General features: G+C 48.5%; 25 protein-coding genes, 1 tRNA gene and 1 pseudogene. 8 read left to right on the top strand and 19 right to left on the bottom strand.

The annotated features are described in order from the left end of the window. The first annotated feature begins 116 nt into the window (after positions 1 to 116). Positions 117 to 950, top strand: coding sequence for a YjeJ family protein (yjeJ, locus tag SIK69_RS07580; RefSeq protein ID WP_319785787.1), 834 nt, complete (start codon positions 117 to 119; stop codon positions 948 to 950). Between the two features lie 42 nt (positions 951 to 992). Here yjeJ and SIK69_RS07575 read toward each other — a convergent pair whose 3' ends face one another. The 15 genes from SIK69_RS07575 to SIK69_RS07505 form a co-directional block, all read right to left on the bottom strand. Then, a complete protein-coding gene (locus tag SIK69_RS07575) occupies positions 993 to 1,346 on the bottom strand; it encodes a DUF4156 domain-containing protein (protein WP_319629199.1) in 354 nt (117 codons plus the stop codon). Positions 1,347 to 1,423: 77 nt separating this feature from the next. Beyond that, the gene (locus tag SIK69_RS07570) at positions 1,424 to 2,209 is read right to left on the bottom strand and encodes a M23 family metallopeptidase (RefSeq protein ID WP_319785786.1); all 786 of its coding nucleotides are present in this window, start codon (positions 2,207 to 2,209) and stop codon (positions 1,424 to 1,426) included. A gap of 33 nt (positions 2,210 to 2,242) precedes the next feature. Beyond that, entirely contained in the window at positions 2,243 to 3,067 is an 825-nt protein-coding gene (locus tag SIK69_RS07565) for a prepilin peptidase (protein WP_319785785.1), read from the bottom strand. Between the two features lie 50 nt (positions 3,068 to 3,117). Next, on the bottom strand, positions 3,118 to 4,482 hold the full coding sequence (locus tag SIK69_RS07560; protein ID WP_319785784.1) for a hypothetical protein: 1,365 nt from the start codon (positions 4,480 to 4,482) through the stop codon (positions 3,118 to 3,120). A 12-nt stretch (positions 4,483 to 4,494) separates the two neighbouring features. Next, the gene (locus SIK69_RS07555; protein ID WP_319785783.1) at positions 4,495 to 5,541 is read right to left on the bottom strand and encodes a type II secretion system F family protein; all 1,047 of its coding nucleotides are present in this window, start codon (positions 5,539 to 5,541) and stop codon (positions 4,495 to 4,497) included. Next, positions 5,528 to 7,054: an ATPase, T2SS/T4P/T4SS family gene (locus SIK69_RS07550; RefSeq protein ID WP_319785782.1), complete on the bottom strand. Its 1,527-nt coding sequence runs from the start codon at positions 7,052 to 7,054 to the stop codon at positions 5,528 to 5,530. Before SIK69_RS07550 ends, SIK69_RS07555 begins: the two co-directional genes overlap by 14 nt. After that, positions 7,051 to 7,569: a hypothetical protein gene (locus SIK69_RS07545; protein ID WP_319785781.1), complete on the bottom strand. Its 519-nt coding sequence runs from the start codon at positions 7,567 to 7,569 to the stop codon at positions 7,051 to 7,053. Before SIK69_RS07545 ends, SIK69_RS07550 begins: the two co-directional genes overlap by 4 nt. Next, complete coding sequence (locus tag SIK69_RS07540) at positions 7,551 to 8,405, bottom strand: hypothetical protein (RefSeq protein ID WP_319785780.1); 855 nt, start codon at positions 8,403 to 8,405, stop codon at positions 7,551 to 7,553. The genes SIK69_RS07545 and SIK69_RS07540 overlap by 19 nt, the downstream gene beginning before the upstream one ends. Positions 8,406 to 8,408: 3 nt before the next feature. After that, positions 8,409 to 8,975, bottom strand: a complete 567-nt coding sequence (locus SIK69_RS07535) for a pilus assembly protein (protein WP_319785779.1) — start codon at positions 8,973 to 8,975, stop codon at positions 8,409 to 8,411. A gap of 16 nt (positions 8,976 to 8,991) precedes the next feature. Continuing rightward, positions 8,992 to 10,437: a type II and III secretion system protein gene (locus SIK69_RS07530; RefSeq protein ID WP_319785778.1), complete on the bottom strand. Its 1,446-nt coding sequence runs from the start codon at positions 10,435 to 10,437 to the stop codon at positions 8,992 to 8,994. 24 nt (positions 10,438 to 10,461) lie between these two features. Next, on the bottom strand, positions 10,462 to 11,253 hold the full coding sequence (locus SIK69_RS07525; RefSeq protein WP_319785777.1) for a TcpQ domain-containing protein: 792 nt from the start codon (positions 11,251 to 11,253) through the stop codon (positions 10,462 to 10,464). A 48-nt stretch (positions 11,254 to 11,301) separates the two neighbouring features. Beyond that, positions 11,302 to 13,032, bottom strand: a complete 1,731-nt coding sequence (locus SIK69_RS07520) for a prepilin-type N-terminal cleavage/methylation domain-containing protein (protein ID WP_319785776.1) — start codon at positions 13,030 to 13,032, stop codon at positions 11,302 to 11,304. 75 nt (positions 13,033 to 13,107) lie between these two features. Continuing rightward, the gene (locus SIK69_RS07515) at positions 13,108 to 13,839 is read right to left on the bottom strand and encodes a type IV pilus major pilin (RefSeq protein ID WP_319785775.1); all 732 of its coding nucleotides are present in this window, start codon (positions 13,837 to 13,839) and stop codon (positions 13,108 to 13,110) included. 522 nt (positions 13,840 to 14,361) lie between these two features. Beyond that, on the bottom strand, positions 14,362 to 16,005 hold the full coding sequence (gene groL, locus SIK69_RS07510; protein ID WP_319629185.1) for a chaperonin GroEL: 1,644 nt from the start codon (positions 16,003 to 16,005) through the stop codon (positions 14,362 to 14,364). A gap of 38 nt (positions 16,006 to 16,043) precedes the next feature. After that, complete coding sequence (locus tag SIK69_RS07505; protein ID WP_013367964.1) at positions 16,044 to 16,337, bottom strand: co-chaperone GroES; 294 nt, start codon at positions 16,335 to 16,337, stop codon at positions 16,044 to 16,046. Positions 16,338 to 16,545: 208 nt separating this feature from the next. Here SIK69_RS07505 and yjeH point away from each other — a divergent pair, with 208 nt between their 5' ends. Further along, positions 16,546 to 17,790 carry an L-methionine/branched-chain amino acid transporter gene (yjeH, locus tag SIK69_RS07500; RefSeq protein ID WP_319785795.1) on the top strand — a complete coding sequence of 415 codons (1,245 nt, stop codon included), beginning with the start codon at positions 16,546 to 16,548 and terminating at the stop codon, positions 17,788 to 17,790. Between the two features lie 42 nt (positions 17,791 to 17,832). On the opposite strand, the gene SIK69_RS07495 is transcribed toward yjeH, so the two are convergent. Beyond that, positions 17,833 to 18,303, bottom strand: coding sequence for an FxsA family protein (locus SIK69_RS07495; protein ID WP_319629183.1), 471 nt, complete (start codon positions 18,301 to 18,303; stop codon positions 17,833 to 17,835). A gap of 336 nt (positions 18,304 to 18,639) precedes the next feature. Between SIK69_RS07495 and aspA the strand changes: the two genes are divergently transcribed. The 6 genes from aspA (at position 18,640) to SIK69_RS07465 (ending at position 24,430) form a co-directional block, all read left to right on the top strand. Next, on the top strand, positions 18,640 to 20,076 hold the full coding sequence (gene aspA, locus SIK69_RS07490; RefSeq protein ID WP_319785774.1) for an aspartate ammonia-lyase: 1,437 nt from the start codon (positions 18,640 to 18,642) through the stop codon (positions 20,074 to 20,076). 116 nt (positions 20,077 to 20,192) lie between these two features. Further along, positions 20,193 to 21,494 (top strand): anaerobic C4-dicarboxylate transporter, encoded by a 1,302-nt coding sequence (locus SIK69_RS07485; protein WP_319629181.1) that lies wholly within the window; start codon positions 20,193 to 20,195, stop codon positions 21,492 to 21,494. Between the two features lie 112 nt (positions 21,495 to 21,606). Next, positions 21,607 to 21,930: a divalent cation tolerance protein CutA gene (gene cutA / locus SIK69_RS07480; protein WP_319629180.1), complete on the top strand. Its 324-nt coding sequence runs from the start codon at positions 21,607 to 21,609 to the stop codon at positions 21,928 to 21,930. Next, complete coding sequence (locus SIK69_RS07475) at positions 21,906 to 23,618, top strand: protein-disulfide reductase DsbD (RefSeq protein ID WP_319785773.1); 1,713 nt, start codon at positions 21,906 to 21,908, stop codon at positions 23,616 to 23,618. The genes cutA and SIK69_RS07475 overlap by 25 nt, the downstream gene beginning before the upstream one ends. A 36-nt stretch (positions 23,619 to 23,654) precedes the next feature. Then, a complete protein-coding gene (locus SIK69_RS07470) occupies positions 23,655 to 24,230 on the top strand; it encodes a transcriptional regulator (protein ID WP_319629178.1) in 576 nt (191 codons plus the stop codon). Between the two features lie 124 nt (positions 24,231 to 24,354). Further along, positions 24,355 to 24,430: transfer RNA gene (locus SIK69_RS07465), tRNA-Phe, on the top strand. A 281-nt stretch (positions 24,431 to 24,711) separates the two neighbouring features. Here the strand turns inward: SIK69_RS07465 and SIK69_RS07460 are convergent. The 3 genes and pseudogenes from SIK69_RS07460 to SIK69_RS07450 all read right to left on the bottom strand — a co-directional run. Continuing rightward, a pseudogene (locus SIK69_RS07460) lies at positions 24,712 to 24,831 on the bottom strand (integrase core domain-containing protein); the annotation flags it as partial. A 573-nt stretch (positions 24,832 to 25,404) separates the two neighbouring features. Next, positions 25,405 to 25,797 (bottom strand): Imm50 family immunity protein, encoded by a 393-nt coding sequence (locus SIK69_RS07455; protein WP_319785772.1) that lies wholly within the window; start codon positions 25,795 to 25,797, stop codon positions 25,405 to 25,407. Between the two features lie 5 nt (positions 25,798 to 25,802). Next, positions 25,803 to 26,287 (bottom strand): HNH/endonuclease VII fold putative polymorphic toxin (locus SIK69_RS07450; protein ID WP_319785771.1); only part of this gene is annotated, 485 nt, incomplete at its 5' end.

The following is a 26,287-nucleotide window of genomic DNA, read 5'->3' as shown; positions in this document are numbered from 1 at the left end:
GACCTGTCAACTATCACCTGCGCGTAGCCCTTCGCGTAGGTGGCAAGTCCGGATACCGACTCTTCCCTGCGCCCTGTGAGTGCTATTTTAGCCCCCGCAAAAACAGGGAGAACATCATGAGCGCAATCCTCACCGGCATGAATACCGGCGTCATTCGCCACGGCGAACAATTTTTGGCGCTGGCGCTAAAAATAAACCAGCACAACGAGCAGCAGTTGCTGTTGCTTCCCGCGTTAGCACTGCGCGATTTGTTGATCTGTTTCGAATATCGCCTGCACCTGCAGCATTTGGGTAGCAGCAAACAAAAAGCCCGCTTTAAACAGCAGCAGGACGCCGCCACGGCAGCGCTACAAAAGAATATTCCTGACTTGACCCAAAGTGAACTGCTGCACGCGGACGTACGTCAACGCGTTGAGAAAATCGAGCCGCTGAATAAGCGTAAAAATGAACTGCAACTGACCTTGACGCTTCAGGGCGGCAATACCCTGTTGCTGATAATTGAAGATGCACAAATCGCCTTGATCATTAATGCGATTACCCACGCTATCAATAATGCGGGAATGCATCCGCTATCGCTGCGTCTGGCCTCTTTATTGGATTTTTTACCGCTATACGATGCACAGATAAAGCCGGGTGGCGAACTGGAATATGATACGTATCAGCATCCAGCATGGAAGCTGGCACTGTTTAGCGAAACGCTGGCACTCGTATATCACTATACGGATGAGCAAGGTGAACAGCAGGCGTACGGCACCGTGGTGAAAACCCGCAATCGTGAAGATAATAAAGCGGTTGCCCAACGGCTACTGGCGTTTAGCCCACGGCTGAAAAACCTGGAAGGAATTTCGTGTCAGGTTTCAGTGAGCACGCTGGCATCCGGGGCGGATCATCTGCCACGTGAACGCTGCTTACGCGCAATTCACGCGCTATGGCAAAAGACAGCAAAATAACAAAACGCCCTCAACAATGAGGGCGTATTCGCCACTGAGAAATCAGTTAGGGCATTTATAAACCTGGCCGATCATTTCGCTGTCGGTCGGAACAAAGCTGGAGAGCATCCCTTGAGTCGGGCTGCTAACGCCGTAAATAACGTTCCCACCCAACTCTGCGGCCTGATTGCGAAGCGCATTGGCCGCACCACGCATAGAGCCGCCCTCTTCGCCATGCTGACCAGAGAGCCAGTTACTCTGTTTTCCCGTTGCGGTGCCAACCAGCTGGCATTCTGCGCCCGGTTTATCTTCAACAAAGCGAACATTCTGCCCGCCTGCAGTCAAATCATTGCTGGAACTGCAGCCAGCCAGCAGCAGGGCAACGGCAACCATTCCTGTTGAAACGTTGATACGCATGTTGTTCCTCGTGATCATAAAGTTGACCTTTTAGTCCTGACAAATCTTATACCAGAGTTATCCAGGGAACGAAAACATTAACCCGTAGGTGTCATATTCTGTAACCGATAACGTCCACTTTGCATAACCACTTTATAGTTGCCGAACACTGTCTGATTCGGACTGGCAAATATCGTTTTACCTTGATACTTAATGATAACTTTTTTCTTGCCCGCTATTTCCGCGATCATAATCACTTTAGGCACGGCGGGTTTCGGCGCGCGAGCGATGGCTTGCACCGAGTGGAGGTTGGCATAATGGGCGGAGGATGAAAGGTATTTTTCACCATTGACCAAATGCCCCCGCCAGGAAAGCTCAAAATGCAGATGAGGGCCGGTGGTTCGGCCAGTATTTCCCGACAGCGCAATCAAATTGCCTCTCGCCACCTTCTGCCCCATCGTAACAATAATTTTATCCAGATGCAGATAGCGGCTACGCCAGCCGCCAGGATGCTGTAGAACCACATAATTACCCGCGAAGGGATGGGTGTCCGCCTCCACCACTATTCCCTGCTCACTCGCCAGGACTGGTGTCAAACGAGGGGCAGCATAATCAGTTCCCTCATGCTGAGCAAAGCGATGCGTTACAGGATGATAACGAAAACGAAAGGACGACGTCACACGCAGCGGAATAGCTAGAGGGGCAAGAAAACGAGGGTAAGTAGTCCCAGCCATCTGTGCCAGGAGAGGTGTCTTTTCTTTTTCTCTCATCAAAAGTACAGGGGTAAAAATCTCCTCGGTAGTGACTACTGACAATTGGCCAATACTCACCAGCGCCAGAGTAAAACCCGCCTGATTACTTGCCGATCCTGTGAGTGGTGACAATAAACAGGCTCCACAGATTAGACGGCGCATGGTTCAGTACAATCCCATATAAAATAACAGCAGCGCGGAGATTGAAATCGCGGGGCCAAAGGGGATGTAAGATGTTGGCGAGTCTGAATTATCCTCATCAATTGAACGACACTTATTAGAGCGCAGGAAAAACAGATACAGAATAATACCGAAGACAGATGAGAGAATGATTAATGCCGGAAGTTTTTCAACCCCCAGCCATGCGGAGATAGCCGCAATAAGTTTGACATCGCCATTGCCTAACCCTTCTCGTCCACGTATTTTCGCATACGCCGTCATCACGCTGTAGATCAACAACCACGCCATAATAACGCCATAAATAGCCGATCGCGGTTTGACATCAGTTATTCCCGCAACTGAGCAAGCGAGGCCGCTCCACAACAGTAAAAAGACCAGGGTATCTGGCAACAATAAGTGCTGGAAGTCGATCGCTGCCAAGCTATACAGCAAGCAAAAAAAGAGGAAAAAACTCGCGATCTGGATTTCGGTATACTGCGGCCACGCCAGGATAGTCAGTAGGGTGAAAACGAGGCCGCACACTAACTCTGAGATAAGGTAGATCACCGAGATAGCGCAATGGCAGTGACGGCACTTCCCTTTAAGCCAAAGCCAACTTAAGACAGGGATATTATCGCGACGCCATACCGGTCCCCCACACTGAGGGCAGTGCGAAGGTGGCCACCACAGGTTGACGCCCTCGGCATCAGCATTACTTTGTGCGTACAGCATGAGTGGCAGACGATAGATCAGGACGTTAAGGAAACTACCGATAAACAAACCCAATATCGCTGCCATTACCGGGTAAAACCACAAATAAAATGTATACATAAATTCAGTCCTTTGAATGCTTCTGGAAACGACTGATACCACTTGAACGATTACTGTTTTAGCGTGATATTTTTTTCAAGCACCATAAAATCAGAAAAGTCATTAACAGTAGGTCCGGTAGGATAATACTCAATTCGATTAGAAAATAATTGCGTACCTTTCGTGTCACAGATATAGGCATTATCCTCAGTAGCCGGCGGGTAACTCATTGCCGCTAAAAACTGCGCCAGCGTAAACCCCTTTTGTCCTTCAGGAACAAATATATTACTGTTTCTATCGGGACTGATCCCTGTTATCGAAGGCTCCTGGAAATGTTCCAGGTCGGTATAATCATCCACAGAGCCTTTTTCCCCATTAAAACACATGAAGATATTACTCCCTTCGATCCCCAACCCAGAGGCCACCGGTGCATGATCGCTCCATATGCCAGGCCATTCAACACCACCTACCAGTCGAGTATGAATAGCCGCAATATCGATAATACGCACGCTATCGTTCATGTAATAAGGAATTAGATATAGGGGCTCGAGTGTTCGATTATTTAATGTATCTTTTCCTACTGAGACAAATGCCGGCCCCATAACATCATCATATGAGTCCAGGTAGGGAATAAAATGCTCACCATCATCACTTTTAAGCGTCCACGCAGCAAGACGTCGGTCACTACCTTTAGCATCCCCCAAAAGAATAGCTTCGAAATGTATTAATGACATACGACGATGCGGCAGATAAATGACCATTTCGTGCCCTTCACCACCGATAGCTACATTACTGGTATTTCCCTCCGGTCCATCAGATGCGGCAGGGAAAACGATTGACCCAACCCACAACGGTTTATTTTTACTGGCCGCAAAATTGATCAGGTTATTATAACCAGATAGTTCCTGCGTAGAGGTTGTCGAAGCAGGTCGACACTTGTAACGTGATTCCTTAGGCGTTTCATACGAACCATAACATGCGGTAATAGCCGGGATAGCATCCCCCAGAACATGGGGTTTTGCGTTAATGATTGGTAAACTCCAGTCTCCTTCTTTACCACCACTCACCCAACTGTACCTTTCGTCAGCGTTGTAATGCATATAATGCTCTGAAAAATCGAAATTATCATCTGTGATCGGCGGTTGTTGAGAGTCAGGTATATGGCCAAAAGACGACTCGATATACATAATATTTATCGCTATCGGCAGAGAGTTTTTTGCAGTATAGGAATATTTATTCCCATCACGGGTATAACCAAAAAAATTAGCTACCGGCAAAGCCAATGGCATATCTAACGGGTCTGTGCTACCTCCGCTAGTATCAATTTCGGCGAAGTTAAATGCACCTCCTTTCGGGCTACTGGCATAAAGGGTGCTGAACGGCAACGAACCGACAAGTAGCAAAAAGAAAAATCTTTTCGGGCTTAACATATTCATCCTATTTCCTTTTTAAAACGATCCACTCGACCCCATTTTCCCAAGCGTATCTGAAAGCGAAAATAATGCGGCAAACACCCAAATAACGCTCCCACCGAGCACCAAAGTCGACAGTGATTTCAATACACCTGATAATTTAAGAATATATGACCTCACATTTTCCCTCGACTTGTTGGAAACTGAGTTTAGCACCTCATTAAAAGAAGGGAGCCCAGCATACAGACTGATATTCAGCAATGTTTCCGCGCCAAATAACCCAGTATTAAGCGCTTCCCCGTAGCCCATTCCAGTCGCCATATTTTCACGCATCGCGTTAATGTGCGATCTTAACCACTTGTTTGAATTTAATAAAATAATTGCCAAACCATCATTAAGCGGAATATTATTTTTCAACATTAAGGCCAAGTTATTAAGGAAGATTGACGCTGCAATTTGTTTATATGTCGAGAAGGGAAGAATACGATCAACAACTTTATTACGTAAAGGGCCACAAAGATTCGTCAGCAGTAATTTTATAATTATCACTGCAAAAACAACCCATGCTAATATATACATCCATAATCCAGCCGCTAGCGCTTGTCCGAAAGTATATAACACCTGTGTGACTTTTGGCCATTTACTCACCGGTACCACACTTTCAAACGCGGGGAAGACTTTTAGCGCATAGCCTGAAATTACAACCAGAGAAATAATAAACATTATAATAGGGAATGTGACCGAGGACAGGATTTTACTTTTTAGCTCACTGTTATATGTAATAACATTAACAAGCGTCATAAATCCATCTGCCAGGCTCCCACTTTGCTCAGCGGCATTTATCACACTGAGTTCACTTTGTGGGACCAACCCTTCAAAGATTATGGCAATGGAAGCCCCGGTCAGTCCAGCCTCCATATTTTTCGTGAGGAGTCCCACTTTCTGGGCGAAACCGCTGCCTAATAAAGTTTTGCCTTCATGCTGCAATTTAATCAGTGAATCATACAGTGGCAACTCGGTTGCGATCATATCGGCACAGAATTTATATAAATAAAGTCGTTGTTTTTTGCTAAATTTTGCCAAGGATCACCTCCATATCGCCCTGTTCGATATCGCCAAACTCCAAAGAAAACCACGTGGCACAAACGCGTCCACGTAATACTTCAGCAAATACTTTCTCTTTAATCTCAAACCCTTCACTAATTCCAGCGGCTGTGATGCGTTTTTTTCGCCAAAACGTATAGACCTGTAGCCAGGCTTCTCTTGAGATGGCTTCCATTTCATCGTAGGTAGGGCGCATATATTCCATAACCAGTTGCCTACCGCTAATCCCGGTACGTTTGCAGTTATCGCAACCCGACTCATTTTGTTCATACAGACTCATGGACCGTCCACCAAAGCTTATCTCTACGGACTTTCGGCAATGTGCGCAGATAACAGGCACCAGTTTCTGGCATTGAAGCCCTGCAACAAAACCCGGTGTGGATAATTTGTCTTTAGTGATCCCCATTGCCGATAAGCGCTGAAGCAATGAAACAATGTTCCCAGCATGGACGGTGGTAAAACAGTAGTGACCACTTTCGACGGCCCCTGCCAGGGCATTCGCGGATACGTTGTCGCGAATTTCCCCAACCATCAGGACATCAGGGTCACGTCGCAACGCGGATTTGATCGCTGAATGGAAACCGCCGCCATCGGTGCTTAAAACCGAACTTTGTTTAGCGCCGTAGATTTGATATTCAACCGGATCTTCAACGGTTAAAAAGCATCCCCGATCCCCGTAGCGATTGATCTGCAACCACTCCATCAGGTTTTTCAGGGTAGTGGACTTCCCTGAACCGGTGGTGCCAGCAATAATATAAGCGCCATAAGGGTTACTGAGAATTTTCTTCAGGTCGTCTAATTCTTCTGAAGAGACACCCAGCTTATCCAGATTGGCTACCGAACCTTTCGCCATCCCAGCCGGGATGATACGTAATACTGCGTGGTAACAATCCGCTGTTTCACCAAAAACAGGGAAATGCGCGTAGCGAAAACGAAAACTGCGTTTATTTAAGGTATAGAGGATGTTTGCACTTTGGGGAATGGTCCGGTTCCAGGTAGTGTCCCGCGTGGTGGCCTGTACGTTATACAGTACGAACACCAGCTCATCACACTTGCTGGAGGGCATTTGCATCATCGGCATCAGGAGCCCATTCACACGAACCTCAAACTGAGCAATGATATCATTGCGCGTGATATGCAGGTCGCTTGCCCCCAATCTCACTGCATCCAGTAAAATTGACTCCAGCTCTTTTTGCGTTTCGCTAATATCCAGAGCAATACGCCGTTGCTTCTGCAAAGAGACCAGTTCAAAAACCTTAAAATAAACCGCCTCATTAACACCTGCAATCCCCACCACATTATGTCTATAAATATCGTTTAGCTTACGAAGTTCATACTGAAGAATATGTAGTTCATCTATCAACGAACGCTGTGAAACGAGAAAATCCTGCTCACCCAGTCGGCCAATGAGCATCCGCTCCTCTATTTCGTAAAAAGTCCACTCACCGTTATGGATGGCCTCTTCCGTTAAACGAACATAATCTACGATCACCGCAGCACTTCCTTCACAATGGCATTTTTTATGCCACTTCCTTGTTGAACGGTATACTCCTTCCCATTTGCTGGAAATACTTCACCAGGGCGAACAAAAATAGTTTTATCGCCAATTAAGATTGCAGCACGTGTAATACCGGCCAGTTGTGAAAGCATCAGAATTTTAGGTTCGCCACTAGCTTTCGTTACGGGAGGACTTTTTTTATCCTTACCGTCTGAATCGGAAACAGGTGCAGAATACGGCGTCATTAAGGGTGGTGAGACTAGCTCTGCGGCTTCGCTTTTTAGTTTTGCCATTTCAAGACGCAACTTCGCCAGTTCAACTTCTTGCGACAGACGACGCTGCGTCTGGTTATAGGAAAAGTCTTCCTCAACGATTTTTGAAATATGATCCTGAATCGGCGCAGGTACAACCTCTGGCTCACCATTTACTGAACCGTCTTCAGCAATGCCTGATGAAGAAATAACAGCTATCAATAACATCATAGCAACTCTCAAATTCCACTTTTGCATACAACAACTCCTGATATTTTTTTCGCTTTCACACTATCTATTTTTTGGACAATAAAAGCATCACTATATGCCTGACGCCCAAATAGACTTGCCAGATAAAGTAATTTACTATTATCCTTGGGTTCTAATTTAGGAAACTTCATTGACCATTTTATGAAGTTAAACTTAAACAGCGTAGCTCTACCTTTTAATGCCAGTGTTTTCTCCTTTTCAAGCACTTTTGAGGAAGGTGGCGAATCTATTTTAATTTCCCATTCGCGTGCCATTATTGTATTCCAGGAGTAAATGTAACTTAGTACATCTCCGCATGGATATTTCAATCCTTTATTATTCCTTTTCTTATATTGCACAAGCACTTCGTTATTATTCAATCCGGACTTAATACCAGTATAATCAAACCCTTTAGTTGAAAAATTAGAAGTGTAGGTCTTTCCCCAAAACGTTTTTTGCATTACAGCAAAGGTGCCATTCTTGCCAAGCTGATAATTAAAGGAGCAGCTGCGTGAGTCACAAACAAAAGTTTCATTGGTGTAACTAAACTTATTCAATAACTCATAACTCGCAACTATCTCAGTCAATAATGAGATCAGGCTCTGGATGCTACCTCCCGACAAAGATGTCAAATAAAAATCATCAACTTCTTTGATATCTCGCGATAGCTGCTCATCTTGCTGACGTTTCATTTCGGCAACGGCTAACGCTGGTTTATGGACAAAATAATACCATCCTCCAGAACCGATAGTTGTGAGTAACAATATAATAACGATAACAAAACCCACTATCGTTTTTCTTGACATGGGTTTTGTATTTTTCCGAAGCTGTAAGCCCTTAATCATAAATTAGCCTGCGATTATGCTATACAGAAAAATAGCTGAAGCGATGAGTAAAACCAGCACCCCAACCCCCACGCCGACCCAAAAAAGGCGCTGCTTCCTTTTGTAAACCAACTGTTTTGCTTCGCAGGACTCCATGATCCTTTCGAATTGCGCAGCAGTCACTTCACTGATGTTTAGAGTAGAGAATCGTGATTCAGGCAGTTGGTTTAGCATTTCATTAAAGAACACCTCACTGACGATACAATCCGTTCCACTGACAATCCCCCCATTATAAACAATTAAGAAATAATGCTGGTTCTCTGCCAACTTGACATAATAGATACCATCGCCTAATAAATTACGCAGATGCACGGCAAAGGGTTCACAACCAGGGGAGGTATTCTCCGAGTAGCCAACGAGATTTTGCAAATCCCCTTGGGTCGCATCATCATTGGCGATGTAGACATACATTCGATGGCTACGACGAACAGTGGCCATCCATTTGCTGTATCCCGTATCTCGATCATCATGAGACGGTGAATCCCAAATAAGTTCTGTCAGGATATTTTTCTTAGAAAGTGTATTGAGCATTAGCTTACTCCATCCACTAACGATTTAACGGTGTGCGGTAATAGTCGATACCGACGACCATGACGACAGTTATCTCGCCGTCAGCTTTATTATCGCCATACCCTAAAACCTGATACTGAGAATCTTCACTGGATATTTGTGCTTCATACTTCGCCACCATCAGTAAATTCCCGGCATCAATAGCAGCTGAGTTAAACATTTCTGTCGTTGTTACATTGGGCAACTGAACAGTATCAAAAGTATCAATGGAGTTAAGTTGGCTTTTGGTAAAACCACTGGTGACTTCTACCCGACCATCAGTCATTACTCTTGGTGTTATAATAAAACTGGTGCCAGTAACAATTTCAGAGGTTTCAACTTCAATATCTTCTTCACCGGTATCATTGTTGACTGTGCGGGTACGGCCAGAGACATAGTACTGGGAGTTGGTCATATTTAGAGGAATTGGCGTGTTATTGCGTGTCACAAACGAACCGCTCTGTAACACTTTACTCCCGGTAAGCTGATAGAGTGCATTGAGCTTTGCATCTACGCTAAATGCACGATCGGTGCCTAACGCCACGCTCGCACCGCCTCCCAACATATCCATCAATCCCTGACTATCAATTACAACGCTGCTGCCTCCATCGACATAGCTCATATTTAGGCCAGCCCCGTATTCTTTCACTTTATTATTATCGAGGGTGAAAATCTTGTATGACACAACAAACTGGCGATTGTTATCGCCTTGATATCTTTTAAGAACATTATTTAATGCGTTATATTCAGAAGGCCTACCGGTCATAGTAATTGTCGAAGCATCTTTGAAAATGCTGTACAGACCGCTTGAGACATATTTTTTCGCCATGTCCTCTACGTCATCCCAAAAAGATGACTCAAATTTAGTTTCCGATTTCCCGGTCATCCCTCCGCCCTCTACTCCATCATTAGAGAGTTCAAGCTTGGCCTCATATTTACTATCCTCACCATAATAATCAAGCTTAATAGCGTAGACACCGTAGGCGCTGACGGTAAGAATATCATTTTCATCCAAAACGGTATTGACATCATATAATGCAGATATATAGCGCATGAACTCATCAAATGAACCATTGAAACTGACACTATGATTGCCCAGGCTTATCGTTTCGTCGTTTGTCCCTCCTGGAACCCTATTATTTACTCGATGACTAACACCAGTTTGGGCGAGAACCACATCAAGGACGGTATTAATATCTGCGGGCTCATATGAGTTGATTGTTACAATTTTAGCCAACAAACTCTGACGCTTAGCGCTATAATCAACCCGTTTCCCCAAATAGGCTTCATCATATTTAACATAGGGCTGTGCTTTCATCTGATCCGCACTTTTAGCCCCAGGCAAGGATTCCTTAACCTGCGAGCGACCATACTCCTTCTCAAATTCCTGAGCACACCCCTGCAGCAATAAAAGCAATAGACAGACAACTATTTTTATTTTCATACCACCTTCCCTGAAAATTATCCGTTACATATCATCAATAAGTAAAACATGATTCTTCTGATAGTTTTTTATGATCAAGCCATAATTCTCAGAAGCAAAAAGTTTGCCTAACGCAGTTAACACTTCATCATTATTTCTACCAGTCAGCACAATTGGACTATAAATAAGATAATCACTCTTGCTTCGCCAAAGCAGTTTAAACCCTGACTTTTCTGCCCACGTCTTAATATCCTGGCTAAGTAAATTTCCGCTATTTAGCACCAGCGTGACGGAGGGAGGGGGAGAGGCCGAATAATTGGGTGATGAATTCGTAAACGGATTCTGCGCTTTTTTGCCGCTGGCGGGTGCATAGGTAACAGGTGTTAGAGCAGATGAGGGCTCAATGGCCACCGGTACAGGTACCGCAGCAATGACGACTTTTTTGGCAGCCGGCTTAGCGAGGGAGGAAGTTGAAGTCTGACTCACAGGTTTTACTGCATCAACTACAGGAGCCTTCGCGGTTGTTGTCGTTATAGCTTTAGGCTCAGCCTTAGCCGATGTAACCGGTATAGTTGAGCTAGCCCCTTGCTCCGGACGCGCTAAAGATATTGCACCCGGTAGGGGCTGAGTGAGATAGGACGTAGAGGGTTTATTGCCCGACGTTACCGCATCTGCTGATGTGCTAGCGGCTATCACTACAGGTGTGGGCTCGGGTTGGGCAACCAGGAGCGATGTTGACTCACTTTTCAATTGTGGCTCAGCATTGACCAATGCCTGCGCCGTCGGAATCATTACCAGGGTAATAGCCCACACGAGAGTCATTATTTTAACCTTCATTTAATTTCATCCTAAAATTTAACGAAAAATATTTCTCCAAATACCTGATTAAGGACTTATCTTTGGTGGCCTCGCTCCCTTCCCACCATCCTCCCAGTCAGGTTGTGGAATTGAACTGCACCATGAGGTCAACACGACTGAAAGTGAGCTGGGGTTAATCACGCTTACTGCTTGACCACTAGCATTATCGTAGACACCCGTCGTCGCGCTGATAATCCAATAAGCACCGTTATAATCATCTTGAATCGTGCTCGGTTTCTCGAGGTTTACTTGAATTGCCACGCCGCTGAGATGATCTAATAATCCTTTTGCGGCAGTTCTGTTTTCACCACTGTTAATAAAATCGGCAAAATCACTATCATGGCCTGTCGATCCGTCACTGCTCTCACTCTTCCCTGCATCTGCGACGATAGAAGAGATAGCGGCGACCATTCTTGGCATTAACGCTTTCTTAGTTGATAGATTGGGGTTATCAGGATCGGGAGGTAGCGTTGGGCAAGGCTGTACGGGTAATTGAATGCTCCCCGGTTCATCAGCCACATCTGCTGTATAGCTTTCGGGATCGTCAATCACCACACTGTTGCTGCCCCTAGTGTTGCCAAAAGATTCGTAGGTGATCACAGGGTTAGTCATTAACGCTTGTTCAAACTTACCCGTTTGGGCGTTAAATACCTCGCCTTCGAAGACCACATTTGCCATTAACGTACCGGTCACCGTATGGTCTTTATCTGCGGGATCCGTCGTTTCAGCGGTTAAATGCATTACGCCATCTTCATCATTTCGCCCTTTGCTATCCGTACCGGTACTGCCTTCATTGACTTTGAGGCAGTGAGTCATCGTGCCTGCCGTTGAATTCCAGCAGAGATTATCAGCGCCCACGGAACCATCAGACTTCAGGTATTTCCCCACCCCCGCAGCAAAGCTGAAGCGAATACCGAGTTGCTGCATGTTCAATGCAACTTCATCCATATGCGAAGCCATGCTACCAAAGGCAATCGCATCATCTTCAGATGCAGCCCCTTTGAGTTTGAGCAACGTCCAGTTCTTACCGTAATTGTTGGCCGTACTACTCATCGCCGTAGAACGATAAATCATGTCGGCACGAGAATAGACCAGGCCATAGTGAGCAAAAGCTTCACTAAACGCAGTGGTGTAGTTTTCAATAGAAAATTTCTGCACGTCGCTGCTTTTGGTGGGGCCAGGATTATAAGCAACAATAAAATCGATACGGTCGATGGAGTGCGTCTGCTCATCGCCTACCATGTCCACACGCTCTAATACCAGATCCCGGTGACTACTGTTCGTGGGTTGGTTGCAGGGGAGATACTCTTTGAAAAATGTTCCTTCCGCGACACTGTTATTCCCATTCTTACAGGATTTGCTGGTGAAATATCCACGCCCCTTACTATTATCCCACTGAATATAATTACCTGAATTATCTATCTCATCCGTAAGGGCGATGTTGGATACGCGCTGACTGTAGGTTTTGTTTTTAAGGTCACCATTGGGAACATACTTTTTATCATAAAGCGGATTATCAAGACTAAGAACGTCAGCCTTGCCATCACCATTTTCATCGACACCAATGACATCCTCATTAGCAAAGGTTAGCAACCCATAGATATCCCCAACGACCACATTCGCCAGATTTTGCCTACCTACGGCCTCTATTTGTCTTTTTTTGTATACCGTTATCGTGGCAAGAATAATCCCCATGATGCCCATGACGATAATCATTTCGAGCAACGTAAAACCCTTACTCTTTTTCGTTAGCGACATTTCACTTACCATGCTATTCGGCATACAAATAACGCCCCCAAAAGGAGGCGTTTGTATCAGGCTTACGGTAAAATATTAACGACTACCTAAGTTAATGGCGTTTGTGCTGGAATCAGCACAGGCCATTGCATAGTCTGCACTATTCAGATCGCGGTTTGTTGATACCGCCAGACTTTTCAGAACACCCACGGTGTTAAGCGGTAAAATGGTACCCGCGGCAGGGATGGTCGTTGTGTCCACATCGAGAGATGCAGGAAGCTCAGGGGCTGTGCCGGAAGCAGCTGAGGTCACTTCAACATATTCCCAGTCACCTGCAACCTGTCCAAGTAGTGCACGACATTGTTCCATATCCAGGCCATTAACACTGAGAACGAACCCTTTCAGGTCTGTTGACTCGGCGACTGTCGGTACTCCCTGGATGACAAAGTAGTCACCAGAGATACTGTTTCGGGCTTCAGAATTGGAAATTTTTCCCATCTTGTACAAGGTTGCCAGAATATCGCCAGACGCATCCGTTTTCAGCGCTGTTTCATCAGCAAATCCAAGTGCGGCTACACCGCCAGCAGGATATCCGCCATCCTTACCAAAACCGTCAACGGTGGAGACATGGATGGTGTTAGCACTGTCCGCAAGATCGCTAATATCTTGAGTAAAGAACGCTCGTTGCGCCAGAACAACCACACCTGCTGCGATAATACCAATAATCCCCAGAACGATGATGATTTCCAATAAGGTCACACCACGTTGTTTTTTTAGTCCTTGATATTGATTTGCTTTGCGCTTTAACGCGGAAATAGCATTTTTCATTACAATCTATCCTTTGATTTAAAGTCTACCTTGCCATACGTCGTTAAACGACTCCGCTGGCTATATACAGAGTAAAATCTAAAGAAAAGTGCAGCAATGAACGAAATAGAACCGTTGCTCAATTCCCTGCTTTCACCCATTCAAAACCAGCGAGTGCATGGTAGAACAAAAAAACATCTTTCTGCTCGTTGAAAGTGATCATCATCTAACAATTAGGAATATATCAATATACAAATAGGCATAAGCTGTAGTAACCGATCACCCCCGCTAATAATATTTTTAAATCAGATCATTCATAAATTAATGATCAGTTTGAATGATCATTCATAAATAGTCTAAAAAAAGCGGATATTGTCAGAAAACACGAGGCTCTTTAATTAATATTTAAAGGAGAGCGTTAAATGTTGCGGTAATTATTTGATTCCATATTTCGTATGAATACAGAAATAAAAAAAGGACAAGCCTTTCGGCTTGTCCTTTTTTGGCATCCTTACCCTTTAATAAGGGATAAGAAACGGGCTATTACATCATGCCGCCCATGCCACCCATGCCGCCCATGCCGCCAGCACCTAAGTCAGGCGCATCGCCTTTAGGCATGTCAGTCACCATACATTCGGTGGTGATCATCAGACCAGCGACAGAGGCTGCGTACTGCAGTGCAGAACGGGTTACTTTGGTTGGGTCGAGGATACCCATGTCGATCATGTTGCCGTATTCTTCGGTCGCTGCGTTGTAACCGTAGTTACCGTCACCCGCTTTCACAGTGTTAGCCACTACAGATGGCTCTTCACCGCAGTTCAGCACGATCTGACGCAGTGGAGCTTCCATTGCGCGCAGCGCAACTTTGATACCCACGTTCTGATCTTCATTCAAGCCACGCAGTTCGCCCAGCTTGCTTGCAACACGGATCAGCGCAACGCCACCGCCTGCAACCACGCCTTCTTCTACCGCAGCACGGGTTGCGTGCAGAGCATCTTCAACACGCGCTTTCTTCTCTTTCATTTCAACTTCAGTCGCAGCACCCACTTTGATAACGGCAACGCCGCCAGCCAGTTTCGCTACACGTTCCTGCAGTTTTTCACGATCGTAGTCAGACGTTGCTTCTTCAATCTGCTGGCGAATCTGAGTCACACGACCCTGAATTGCCGCTTCTTCACCCACGCCATCGATGATGGTGGTGGTGTCTTTATTGATAACAACGCGTTTCGCCTGACCAAGGTCTTCCAGAGTCGCTTTTTCCAACTCCATACCGATCTCTTCAGAGATAACGGTACCGCCAGTCAGGGTGGCGATGTCCTGCAGCATCGCTTTACGACGGTCGCCGAAGCCAGGTGCTTTAACCGCAGCCACTTTCACGATGCCACGCATGGTGTTAACCACCAGCGTTGCCAGCGCTTCGCCTTCAACGTCTTCAGCAATGATAACCAGCGGCTTGCCTGCTTTCGCAACGGCTTCCAGCACTGGCAGCATTTCGCGGATGTTAGAGATTTTTTTGTCAGCCAGCAGAATGAACGGGCTTTCCAGTTCTACTGCGCCAGTTTCTGGCTTGTTGATGAAGTACGGGGACAGGTAGCCACGGTCGAACTGCATACCTTCAACCACGTCCAGTTCGTCCTGCAGACCGGTACCGTCTTCAACGGTGATAACACCTTCTTTGCCCACTTTATCCATCGCTTCTGCGATGAGTTTACCCACGGTTTCGTCGGAGTTAGCAGAGATGGTGCCTACCTGAGCGATAGCTTTAGAGTCAGAGCACGGTACGGACAGAGTTTTCAGTTCTTCAACAGCCGCAGCAACAGCTTTGTCGATACCGCGTTTCAGATCCATTGGGTTCATGCCCGCAGCAACGGCTTTCAGACCTTCAGTGATGATGGACTGAGCCAGTACGGTTGCGGTAGTGGTACCGTCGCCTGCAGCATCGTTCGCTTTAGAGGCAACTTCTTTAACCATCTGCGCGCCCATGTTTTCGAACTTGTCTTCCAGTTCGATTTCACGTGCAACGGAAACACCGTCTTTGGTGATGGTCGGTGCACCGAAAGATTTATCCAGAACCACGTTACGGCCTTTAGGGCCGAGGGTAACTTTCACTGCATCTGCCAGTACGTTCACGCCGCGCAGCATTTTCACACGAGCGTCGTTACCGAATTTTACGTCTTTAGCTGCCATGTTCTTTATTCCTCAAATTCGTTCAGTGTGCGCGTGGATTACGCTTCAACAATTGCCAGAATGTCGCTTTCGGACATGATCAGGACTTCTTCGTTGTCGATCTTCTCGGACTTCACGCCGTAGCCATCGTTGAAAATAACGATGTCGCCCACTTTCACGTCCAGTGGCTGCACTGTACCGTTTTCCAGGATGCGGCCTTTACCGACAGCGATGATTTCGCCACGAGTTGATTTGCCTGCTGCTGAACCGGTCAGAACGATGCCGCCCGCAGATTTGGATTCAACTTCTTTACGTTTGACGATCACACGATCATGTAACGGACGAATACTCATTGATAGCTCTCCTTTGAGAAAGTCTTTATCAGTTATGGGTGACGCCGGGCCGCAGTGGTTTACCGGCTAGTGACCTGAGAGATGGGGGCCGCCTTCTATCGCTTCAAGGGGCAAATCTAAAAAAAATTTTTTGATTGTGCTGTTCTCACAAAACGCCACTCGTCCCTGAAGTGCTACGATGCTCACTTTCTCGCAACAGGTTGATGTGATGAGTGGTTTGAAACAAGAGCTGGGGCTGGCGCAGGGTGTGGGGCTGTTGTCTACTTCGCTGCTCGGCACCGGCGTTTTTGCCGTTCCGGCGCTGGGTGCGCTGGTCGCAGGCGACAACAGTCTGTGGGCGTGGCCCGCGCTTATCCTTCTGGTGTTCCCGATTGCTGTTGTCTTTGCAATATTAGGCCGTCATTTCCCCAGCGCCGGTGGCGTGGCACATTTTGTCGGCATGGCGTTTGGCCCGCGCCTTGAACGCGTGACCGGCTGGCTTTTTCTGTCGGTTATCCCGGTCGGACTGCCTGCGGCACTGCATATCGCCACCGGTTTTAGCCAGGCGCTGTTTGGCTGGCACGATGAACAGCTGCTACTGGCGGAACTCGGTACGCTCTGCATCATCTGGTGGGTCAGTTCTCGCGGAGCCAGCACCAGCGCGAATCTGCAAACGCTGGTCGCGGCTGCGATTGTCGCGCTGATTGTGGCCTTATGGTGGGCGGGTGACATTACGCTGTCCGCCATTCCGTTCCCGCCAATTGCCAGCATCGACCACTCGCAGCTTTTCGCCGCGCTGTCGGTGATGTTCTGGTGTTTCGTGGGGCTGGAGGCATTCGCTCATATGGCATCCGAATTCAAACAACCGGAGCGTGATTTCCCGCGGGCGTTGATGATTGGCCTACTTTTGGCAGGTGCGGTTTACTGGGCCTGTACCGTGCTGGTGCTGCATTTCCATGCCTTCGGGGTAGAGAAAGCCGCCGCTGCGTCATTGCCGTCCATCGTGGTGACATTGTTCGGTGTGAAAGCATTATGGATTGCCAGTGTGGTGGGTTTTCTGGCCTGCTTCGCGAGCCTGAATATCTATATTCAGAGCTTCGCCCGGATGGTGTGGTCGCAGGCACAGTATCGGCCTGACAGCCGTCTGGCGCAGCTTTCACCCCGCCGACTGCCGATTAATGCACTCAATGCGGTACTGGGTTGTTGCGTGCTAAGTACCCTCGGCATCTATACGTTGAGCATTAATCTGCAAGCGCTGATCGTCTATGCCAACGGTATTTTCATTATGATTTATTTGCTGTGTATGCTGGCCGGTTGCCGTCTGTTGAAGGGGCGATATCGAGTTTTGGCGGTGATTGGCGGGGTGTTGTGCGTGCTTTTAATGGCAATGCTCGGCCTGAAAAGTCTGTACGCCATTTTCATGCTGGCAGCACTGTGGCTGTTCTTGCCCAAGCGTGGCCAAGTCCACGCTTAGTCTGACACGCCCGGCGAACGCAATGTCACCGGGCACTCTTCATTAGCGATCGTCTTTGTTTTCCAGACGGTCACGCTCCTGGTCCTTGCGTTGGTACTCCCCTTCGAAGGTATCCCCACCCGCATTACCGGCGGTAAATCCGCCCCCTGGCGTACGTACAAAGCGCAGATGCGGCATTAGCTTAAGCGTCAGGTGTTTTTGCACCGGCGGCAACAGCAGTAACAAACCGAGGAAATCGGTGAAGAAGCCCGGTAAAATCAGCAACAAACCAGAGATAATCAGCGACACGCTTTTGATCATCTCTGCCGCTGGGCTTTCACCCGCCTGCATCTTCTGCTGCATCATCACAAGGTTTTTGAAGCCCTGGTTACGCACCAGCGACATCCCGATAATCGAAGTGAAGATCACCAGAATCAGGGTCAGCAGTACGCCCAATACATGCGCGACCTGAATGAATATCGAGATCTCAATATAAACGTATAAAAAAAATGCAATAAAAGGTATCCAGCGCACTGGTTTCTCCTGTTGAGCAACAGCCGCTCCCGGCGTCTGTTTGAATGAGTTTGCGATTCGCGTGATCTGGAGATGGAGGCTAAATCGCCGTTTTCAATCGGCATCAGCGGCCTTTTTTCCCGCACGGTTAATGCGGTGATTCATTTCACAGATTAATAAATCCGATGCGGATCGGCGCATAATAAGTGATCCAGATTACGGCAATTCGCTATTATCAGCATATGATCATGGGCACCGGGCCGATTAAGGAAATAATCGTCGGTCAAAAAACACACATGACCCCACTCATCCTGTGTGTAGGGTGAATTCATTAGCAGCTTAATCAAGAAGGTTCACATGTTAAACAACATTCGTATCGAAGAAGATTTGTTGGGTACCAGGGAAGTTCCAGCGGACGCTTACTATGGTGTCCATACTCTGAGAGCGATTGAAAACTTCTACATTAGCAACAGCAAAATCAGCGACATCCCGGAATTTGTTCGCGGGATGGTCATGGTGAAGAAAGCCGCTGCACTGGCGAATAAAGAGCTGCACACCATCCCGAAAGGGGTTGCCGACGCCATTATTGCCGCCTGTGATGAAGTGCTGAACAACGGCAAATGCATGGACCAGTTCCCGGTCGACGTCTATCAGGGCGGTGCTGGCACCTCGGTGAACATGAACACTAACGAAGTGCTGGCAAATATCGGCCTGGAGCTGATGGGACACCAGAAAGGGGAATATCAGTATCTGAACCCTAACGATCACGTCAATAAATGCCAGTCGACCAACGATGCTTACCCTACGGGTTTCCGCATCGCGGTGTATGCCTCCGTGGTGAAATTAATTGACGCTATCAATCAGTTAGGCGATGGCTTCCAGCGAAAATCCGTTGAATTCCAGGACATTCTGAAAATGGGTCGCACCCAGCTTCAGGACGCGGTGCCGATGACCCTCGGTCAGGAATTCCACGCGTTCAACGTGTTGTTGAATGAGGAAACCAAAAACCTGCTGCGCACCGCAGAACTGCTGCTCGAAGTGAACCTGGGCGCAACCGCCATCGGAACGCGTCTGAACACGCCGGATGGCTATCAGCAGTTGGCGGTGCAGAAACTGGCTGAAGTGGCCAACATGCCGGTAGTACCTGCCGAAGACCTGATTGAAGCCACCTCCGACTGTGGCGCATACGTGATGGTTCACAGCGCCCTGAAACGTCTGGCGGTGAAACTGTCGAAAATCTGTAACGACCTGCGCCTGCTCTCCTCCGGCCCGCGCGCTGGTCTGAACGAAATCAACCTGCCAGAACTGCAGGCCGGTTCGTCTATCATGCCAGCCAAAGTGAACCCGGTCGTGCCGGAAGTCGTCAACCAGGTGTGCTTTAAAGTGATCGGTAACGACACCACCGTTACCATGGCTTCTGAAGCAGGCCAGCTGCAGCTGAACGTGATGGAGCCAGTGATTGGCCAAGCGATGTTTGAATCTATCCACATCCTGACCAACGCCTGCTACAACCTGCTGGAAAAATGCATCAACGGCATTACCGCCAACAAAGAAGTGTGTGAGAGTTACGTCTATAATTCCATCGGCATCGTCACCTACCTCAACCCGTTCATTGGTCACCACAACGGCGATATCGTCGGCAAAATTTGTGCGGAAACCGGGAAGAGCGTGCGTGAAGTCGTCCTGGAGCGTGGTCTGCTGACCGAAACAGAGCTGGACGATATCTTCTCCCCACAAAACCTGATGCACCCGGCCTATAAAGCGAAGCGTTTTACCGATGAAAGCGAACAGTAATAATTCAGGTTAAAATCATGCGAGGCACGTCAGCGGTGACGTGCCTTTTTTCTTTTATAGAACATCAAAAAAATAACATTTAAGTATCCAACATCTAACAATCAAGGGAAGCAATCATGATAGTCATTGAACTTATCATTGTATTAGCGGCGATATTTCTTGGCGCCAGACTCGGAGGGATTGGTATCGGTTACGCCGGCGGTTTAGGCGTTTTGGTGCTGGCCCTCATTGGCGTCAAGCCGGGACACATCCCGTTTGACGTTATCTCCATCATTATGGCGGTTATCGCGGCTATCTCGGCGATGCAGATTGCCGGTGGCCTGGACTATCTCGTCAATCAAACGGAAAAACTGCTGCGTAAAAACCCGAAATACATCACCATTCTCGCGCCTGTCGTCACCTACTTCCTGACCATTTTTGCAGGCACCGGTAACATTTCGCTGGCGACACTGCCCGTGATTGCCGAAGTGGCAAAAGAACAAGGTATTAAGCCCTGCCGTCCACTCTCCACCGCCGTAGTGGCAGCCCAGATTGCCATTACCGCGTCCCCAATCTCCGCAGCGGTGGTGTACATGTCTTCGGTGCTGGAAGGCCACGGCGTGAGCTACATTCATCTGCTGTCGGTGGTTATCCCGTCGACACTGCTGGCGGTGTTGCTGATGTCATTCCTCGTCACCATGCTGTTTAACTCTAAACTCTCCGATGACCCGGTGTACCTGAAGCGTTTGGAAGAAGGCCTGGTTGAACTGCGTGGCGAACGCCAGATGGAAATCAAACCGCGGGCAAAACTGTCGGTGCTGATGTTCCTGCTCGGGGTACTCTGCGTGGTGGCGTATGCCATCATCAACAGCCCAAGCCTGGGGCTGGTCGCCACACCGCTGATGAACACCACCAACGCCATCCTGATTATCATGCTCAGCGTCGCTACCCTGACTACCATTCTGTGTGACGTGGAAACCGACAGTATCCTCAGTTCCAGCACCTTTAAGGCCGGGATGAGCGCCTGTATCTGTATTCTGGGCGTGGCCTGGCTGGGCGATACCTTCGTTTCGGCGAACATCGATTGGATTAAAGAGACCGCGGGCACCGTGATTCAGGGCCATCCGTGGCTGCTGGCGGTCATTTTCTTCTTCGCATCCGCTCTGCTCTATTCCCAGGCTGCCACCGCGAAAGCATTGATGCCGATGGCATTGGCGCTGAACGTAACGCCGCTGACCGCCGTAGCCTCGTTTGCTGCCGTCTCTGGCCTGTTTATTCTGCCGACCTACCCAACGCTCGTCGCCGCGGTACAGATGGACGACACCGGCACCACGCGCATTGGCCGCTTCGTGTTTAACCATCCGTTCTTTATTCCGGGCACCATGGGCGTGGTCTTTGCCGTCTGTTTCGGCTTCCTGCTGGGCAGCTTCATCCTCTAAACCCTTCAGGGTGTAAAATTAGTTAAAGTCGGGCTGCTCAGCGGCCCGACGCATTCATCCCCTTCCCCCGCATCATGCTATAGTGCCTTTTTTCGCCGATACGAGGTTGAAGATGACCCTGCCTGATGCAGTTGTTGTACTCTGTACCGCCCCGGATGAAGCTACGGCCCAGGATCTGGCCGCCAAAGTGCTGGCTGAAAAGCTTGCCGCCTGCGTGACTCTCCTGCCTGGCGCTACCTCGCTCTACTACTGGGAGGGCAAGCTGGAGCAAGAGTATGAAGTGCAGATGCTGTTGAAATCCGACACGGAACATCAGCAGAAGCTGCTGGAGTGCCTGAAGTCACATCACCCGTATCAAACGCCAGAACTGCTGGTTTTACCCGTTTCCCACGGAGACAACACATACCTCTCATGGCTCAACGATTCATTACGCTGATCCTGCTGCTGTGCAGCACATCAGCCTTTGCCGGACTGTTTGACGCGCCCGGCCGCTCCAATTTTATTCCTGCCGACCAGGCATTTGCTTTTGATTTTCAGCAGAATGCGCATGACCTGAACCTGAGCTGGCAAATTAAAGATGGCTATTATCTGTATCGCAAACAGATAACGGTAACCCCGGCGCAGGCCTCAGTCGCCCCTTTGCATCTGCCAGACGGCGAGTGGCATGAAGACGAGTTCTTTGGCAAAAGCGAAATTTACCGCCATCAGCTCACACTGCCGGTTACGATTGCCGAGGCCAGCAAAGGGGCAACTCTGACCGTCACTTATCAGGGCTGCGCCGAGGCCGGATTCTGCTATCCGCCGGAAACCAAAGTGGTGCCATTGAGCGAAGTGGTAGCTTCGGCGGCCATCCCAGCGCCTGCTGCACAACAGAATGTCGAGGTGAAAGGCAGCACTGCCTCTGAAACCACATCCCTGCCATTTTCAGCATTATGGGCATTGCTGATCGGTATCGGCATCGCCTTTACGCCCTGCGTGTTACCGATGTATCCGCTGATCTCCGGGATTGTCCTCGGTGGCCAGCAGCGCCTTTCTACCGGACGTGCGCTGCTGCTGTCATTTATCTATGTTCAGGGCATGGCGCTGACCTATACCGCGCTGGGTTTGGTGGTGGCGGCGGCTGGGTTAAAATTCCAGGCGGCACTCCAGCATCCTTACGTGCTGATTGGCCTCTCTGCGGTATTTATCCTGCTAGCCCTGTCGATGTTTGGTTTGTTCAGCCTGCAACTGCCTTCATCGCTGCAAACGCGACTGACGTTGATGAGCAACCGTCAGCAAGGTGGTTCGGCGGGCGGTGTCTTTGTGATGGGGGCGATCGCCGGATTGATCTGCTCGCCCTGCACTACCGCCCCGCTCAGCGCCATCCTGCTGTACATCGCGCAAAGTGGTAATCTGTGGCTCGGTGGCGGCACGCTCTATTTGTACGCGCTGGGCATGGGCTTACCGCTGATTCTGGTCACCGTCTTCGGTAACCGCCTATTGCCGAAAAGCGGCCCGTGGATGGCACAGGTCAAAATTGCCTTTGGCTTTGTGATCCTCGCCCTGCCAGTGTTCCTGCTGGAGCGGATTATCGGCGACGTGTGGGGGTTGCGTCTGTGGTCGATGCTCGGCATCGCCTTCTTTGGCTGGGCATTTATCACCAGTCTGGCGGCCAGCAAACCGTGGATGCGAGTGGTGCAAATCATTCTGCTGGCAGCGGCGCTAGTTAGCGTGCGCCCATTACAAGACTGGGCTTTTGGCGCGGTGCAAACCCAGCAACAAGCGCACTTAAATTTCACGCGCATCGCCAATGTCGATGAGCTGAACCAGGCGCTGGCCAGTGCGAACGGTAAACCGGTAATGCTCGACCTGTACGCCGACTGGTGCGTGGCCTGTAAAGAATTTGAGAAATACACCTTTAGCGATCCGCAGGTCCAGCAGGCGCTGAAAAATAGCGTTTTGCTGCAAGCCGACGTGACGCGCAACACAGCCCAGGATGCTGCCCTGCTTAAACAGTTGCAAGTTCCGGGTCTGCCAACCATTCTGTTTTTTGATCCCGCAGGAAAAGAGATCCCAGCCATGCGGGTTGCCGGGTTTATGGATGCCGCCGCGTTTCAGGCGCATTTGCAGAAACTGGCCCAGTAAACGACACTTTTAAAGGGATTAACGGAGGACAAAGCCGTGCAACGCGAAGAAGTTTTGGGGAAGGCCCTGCAATTACTTGAACTCAAAGGGATTGCTGACACAACGCTGGAGATGGTCGCCGATGCGACCGATACGCAGCTCGATGCCCTGAAGCGTTTCTGGCCCGATAAAGAAGCGCTTCTTTATGACGTCCTGCGCTATCTGAGTCAGCAAGTCGATATCTGGCGTCGTCAGCTTATGCTGAATGAGGAACTGACCAGCGAACAAAAGCTGATGGCCCGCTATAACGCACTAACCGAATGTGTGAGCAACCATCGCTATCCCGGCTGTCTGTTTATTGCTGCCTGTACGTTTTATCCGGATCCAGAGCACCCGATTCATCAGATGGCAGAACGGCAAAAGCGCGCCGCTCATGAATTCACCCATGAGCTGCTGACCCAGCTTGAAATTGATGACCCAACGATGGTGGCAAAGCAGATGGAGCTGGTGCTGGAAGGCTGTCTGAGCCGTTTGCTGGTCAAGCGCAGTCAACAGGATGTGGACACCGCGCAGCGTCTGGCCGAGGATATTTTGCGCTTTGCTCAGTGTCGTTCAGGTGGGGCATTAACCTGACAGGCGACACCCTGAGGCTAATCGCAGCGAAATTGCGCAAACTGCCGTAAAGTTAAGCAAACGCGTCAGTTTTCCGTGATTTGGGTTGACGCCAATCGCTGATTAGGGTTTAATTCGCCCCGTTGCCCGGATAGCTCAGTCGGTAGAGCAGGGGATTGAAAATCCCCGTGTCCTTGGTTCGATTCCGAGTCCGGGCACCACTTATTTAGAAAAACCCGCCTATGGCGGGTTTTTTGCTTTCTGAGGAAACGGACTCTCCATCGAACTCCGTTCGATTATTCACCGCGAGCGGCTCACCCCTTCGAGGTCAGCGCGACAAGCGCGCTGTTCAACGCCTTCGGCGTTAGTCCGAGTCCGGGCACTACTATTCATAAGGCCTCGCTGAAAAACGGGGCTTTTTCTTTTCTGCGACCTGTTCTGAATAGCGTTGATACGTTCCTGACTTAAGTACGGAGAACGTGATTTTGTAAGCACCCCTGTTTTAGTTCCACGCACTTTTTGAGGTTTCCGGTTTTTCAGCCTTCAGTCGGTATTCTTCCGGCGTCAGGTTATTCAGGGATTCATGAGACCGCTCGCTGTTGTATTCCGCCAGCCACCGCTGTGGTCGCCAGCCGTCCCGGCACAACCGCTTTTCCGTCAGTCGTCTGGTGGTGTCGTACCGGTACTCACAGTCGCCACGGCTGACCACCCGCCCCACCCGCTGTTGCTGGCTGAACGGTTCCGCCGCCGCCCAGGCCGCCCGGATATTCAGGTCAGCGTCGTACTCTAATCGCTCTTCCGGGAACGCTCTCCCGCCCGGCATCACCCGGATTATCTGGTCGTTCTGACCTGAAATTAAAGTGAGGGTCAGCACCATACCAGGTGTTATTTCTGAGTATCAGGGTTGTGATATTGAATAATTTTATGCTCCCATTTGTATTTGTCTCGCCTAGACTGGTTGGCCATTAGCCCCATCTAACCATCTATTCATGTGAGATCTACATCAGAAATTCCTGTTCCATTTTTTCAAGTACCTAGGTTTTTACACTGCCCGCTGACTCCCCTACCAGTAAGCAGGTTTATCAGACGGGGGGGATGATGAAGGGAATACAGGATGTACTGGTTTAGTATATTGAGCGGGAATTTGATAATAAAGCTTAGGAAAGATCAGAAAGATCTTTCCTAGAGACCACAATTAACAATCAAACCGAGTGTCTATGAAAGGAATAATATCTTTTATTGTCATAAAATCAGCCTCACAATAAAGAATGAAATTACCTTTCATTATCTGTAGGGTGGTTTTTTCTTTAGTAGGGGTAATGATTGGACAACATTCAAATCCAATATCACCACCCTTGCATTCAAATTGTTTAACATTGCCAAACTCCAATGTTATCGACAACGAATTATAATTAATCCCCCTCCATTTTTCTGGAGTAATGGCTGGTAACACTCTACTATTCAAGCGTACCCTTAACATGGATATGCTATAGTATAAAACTGTATCAAGCTCAACATGTTCAATCGAAAGCTCATTGTTAAACATGAACTTCAACTTCTCTTTAAAAATGGCATGTTCAAACCACATAAATATTACCTCCCTGGAAATTCATAGTGATCAGATGTCCCAGGTACAGAGCTATTTCTTGAACCATTTCCTGAATCCAGATCATATGGCCGGGTGTTAAAATGTGGCCCTTGGTTGCCTGGTGCTCCTGAAGGGCCATAAATATGCCCCGTAGAGTGTTCCTGGATTACAATTTTAGAACCATCAGACCGTGTATAATGATATTCCCTTGTAATGATCGGCTTATAATTAGTATCTAATGTTTTGTGCCCATTGATATCTGTTAATTCAACTCGACCAATTAAATCTGGTTGTTGCCCCATAGCTATGCCCGCATCCCTTTTTGCTGCCCTGAAAGCTTCATTCCTTGAACCATACTTCGGCGGACAACAAGCCAGCCCCAGCGGATCCACCCAGCTCAGCGGGTTATGCACATACCCGTACGGGTTCACCCCACCCGCCAGCCCGATTGGGTCCGGCGTCAGGTACTGCCCCGTCTCCGTATCATAGT

The organism is Scandinavium lactucae, assembly GCF_033843265.1.
GTDB lineage: Bacteria > Pseudomonadota > Gammaproteobacteria > Enterobacterales > Enterobacteriaceae > Scandinavium > Scandinavium lactucae.
Note: the sequence above shows the minus strand (reverse complement) of the source record. Positions and strands in the feature narration are given on the sequence as shown.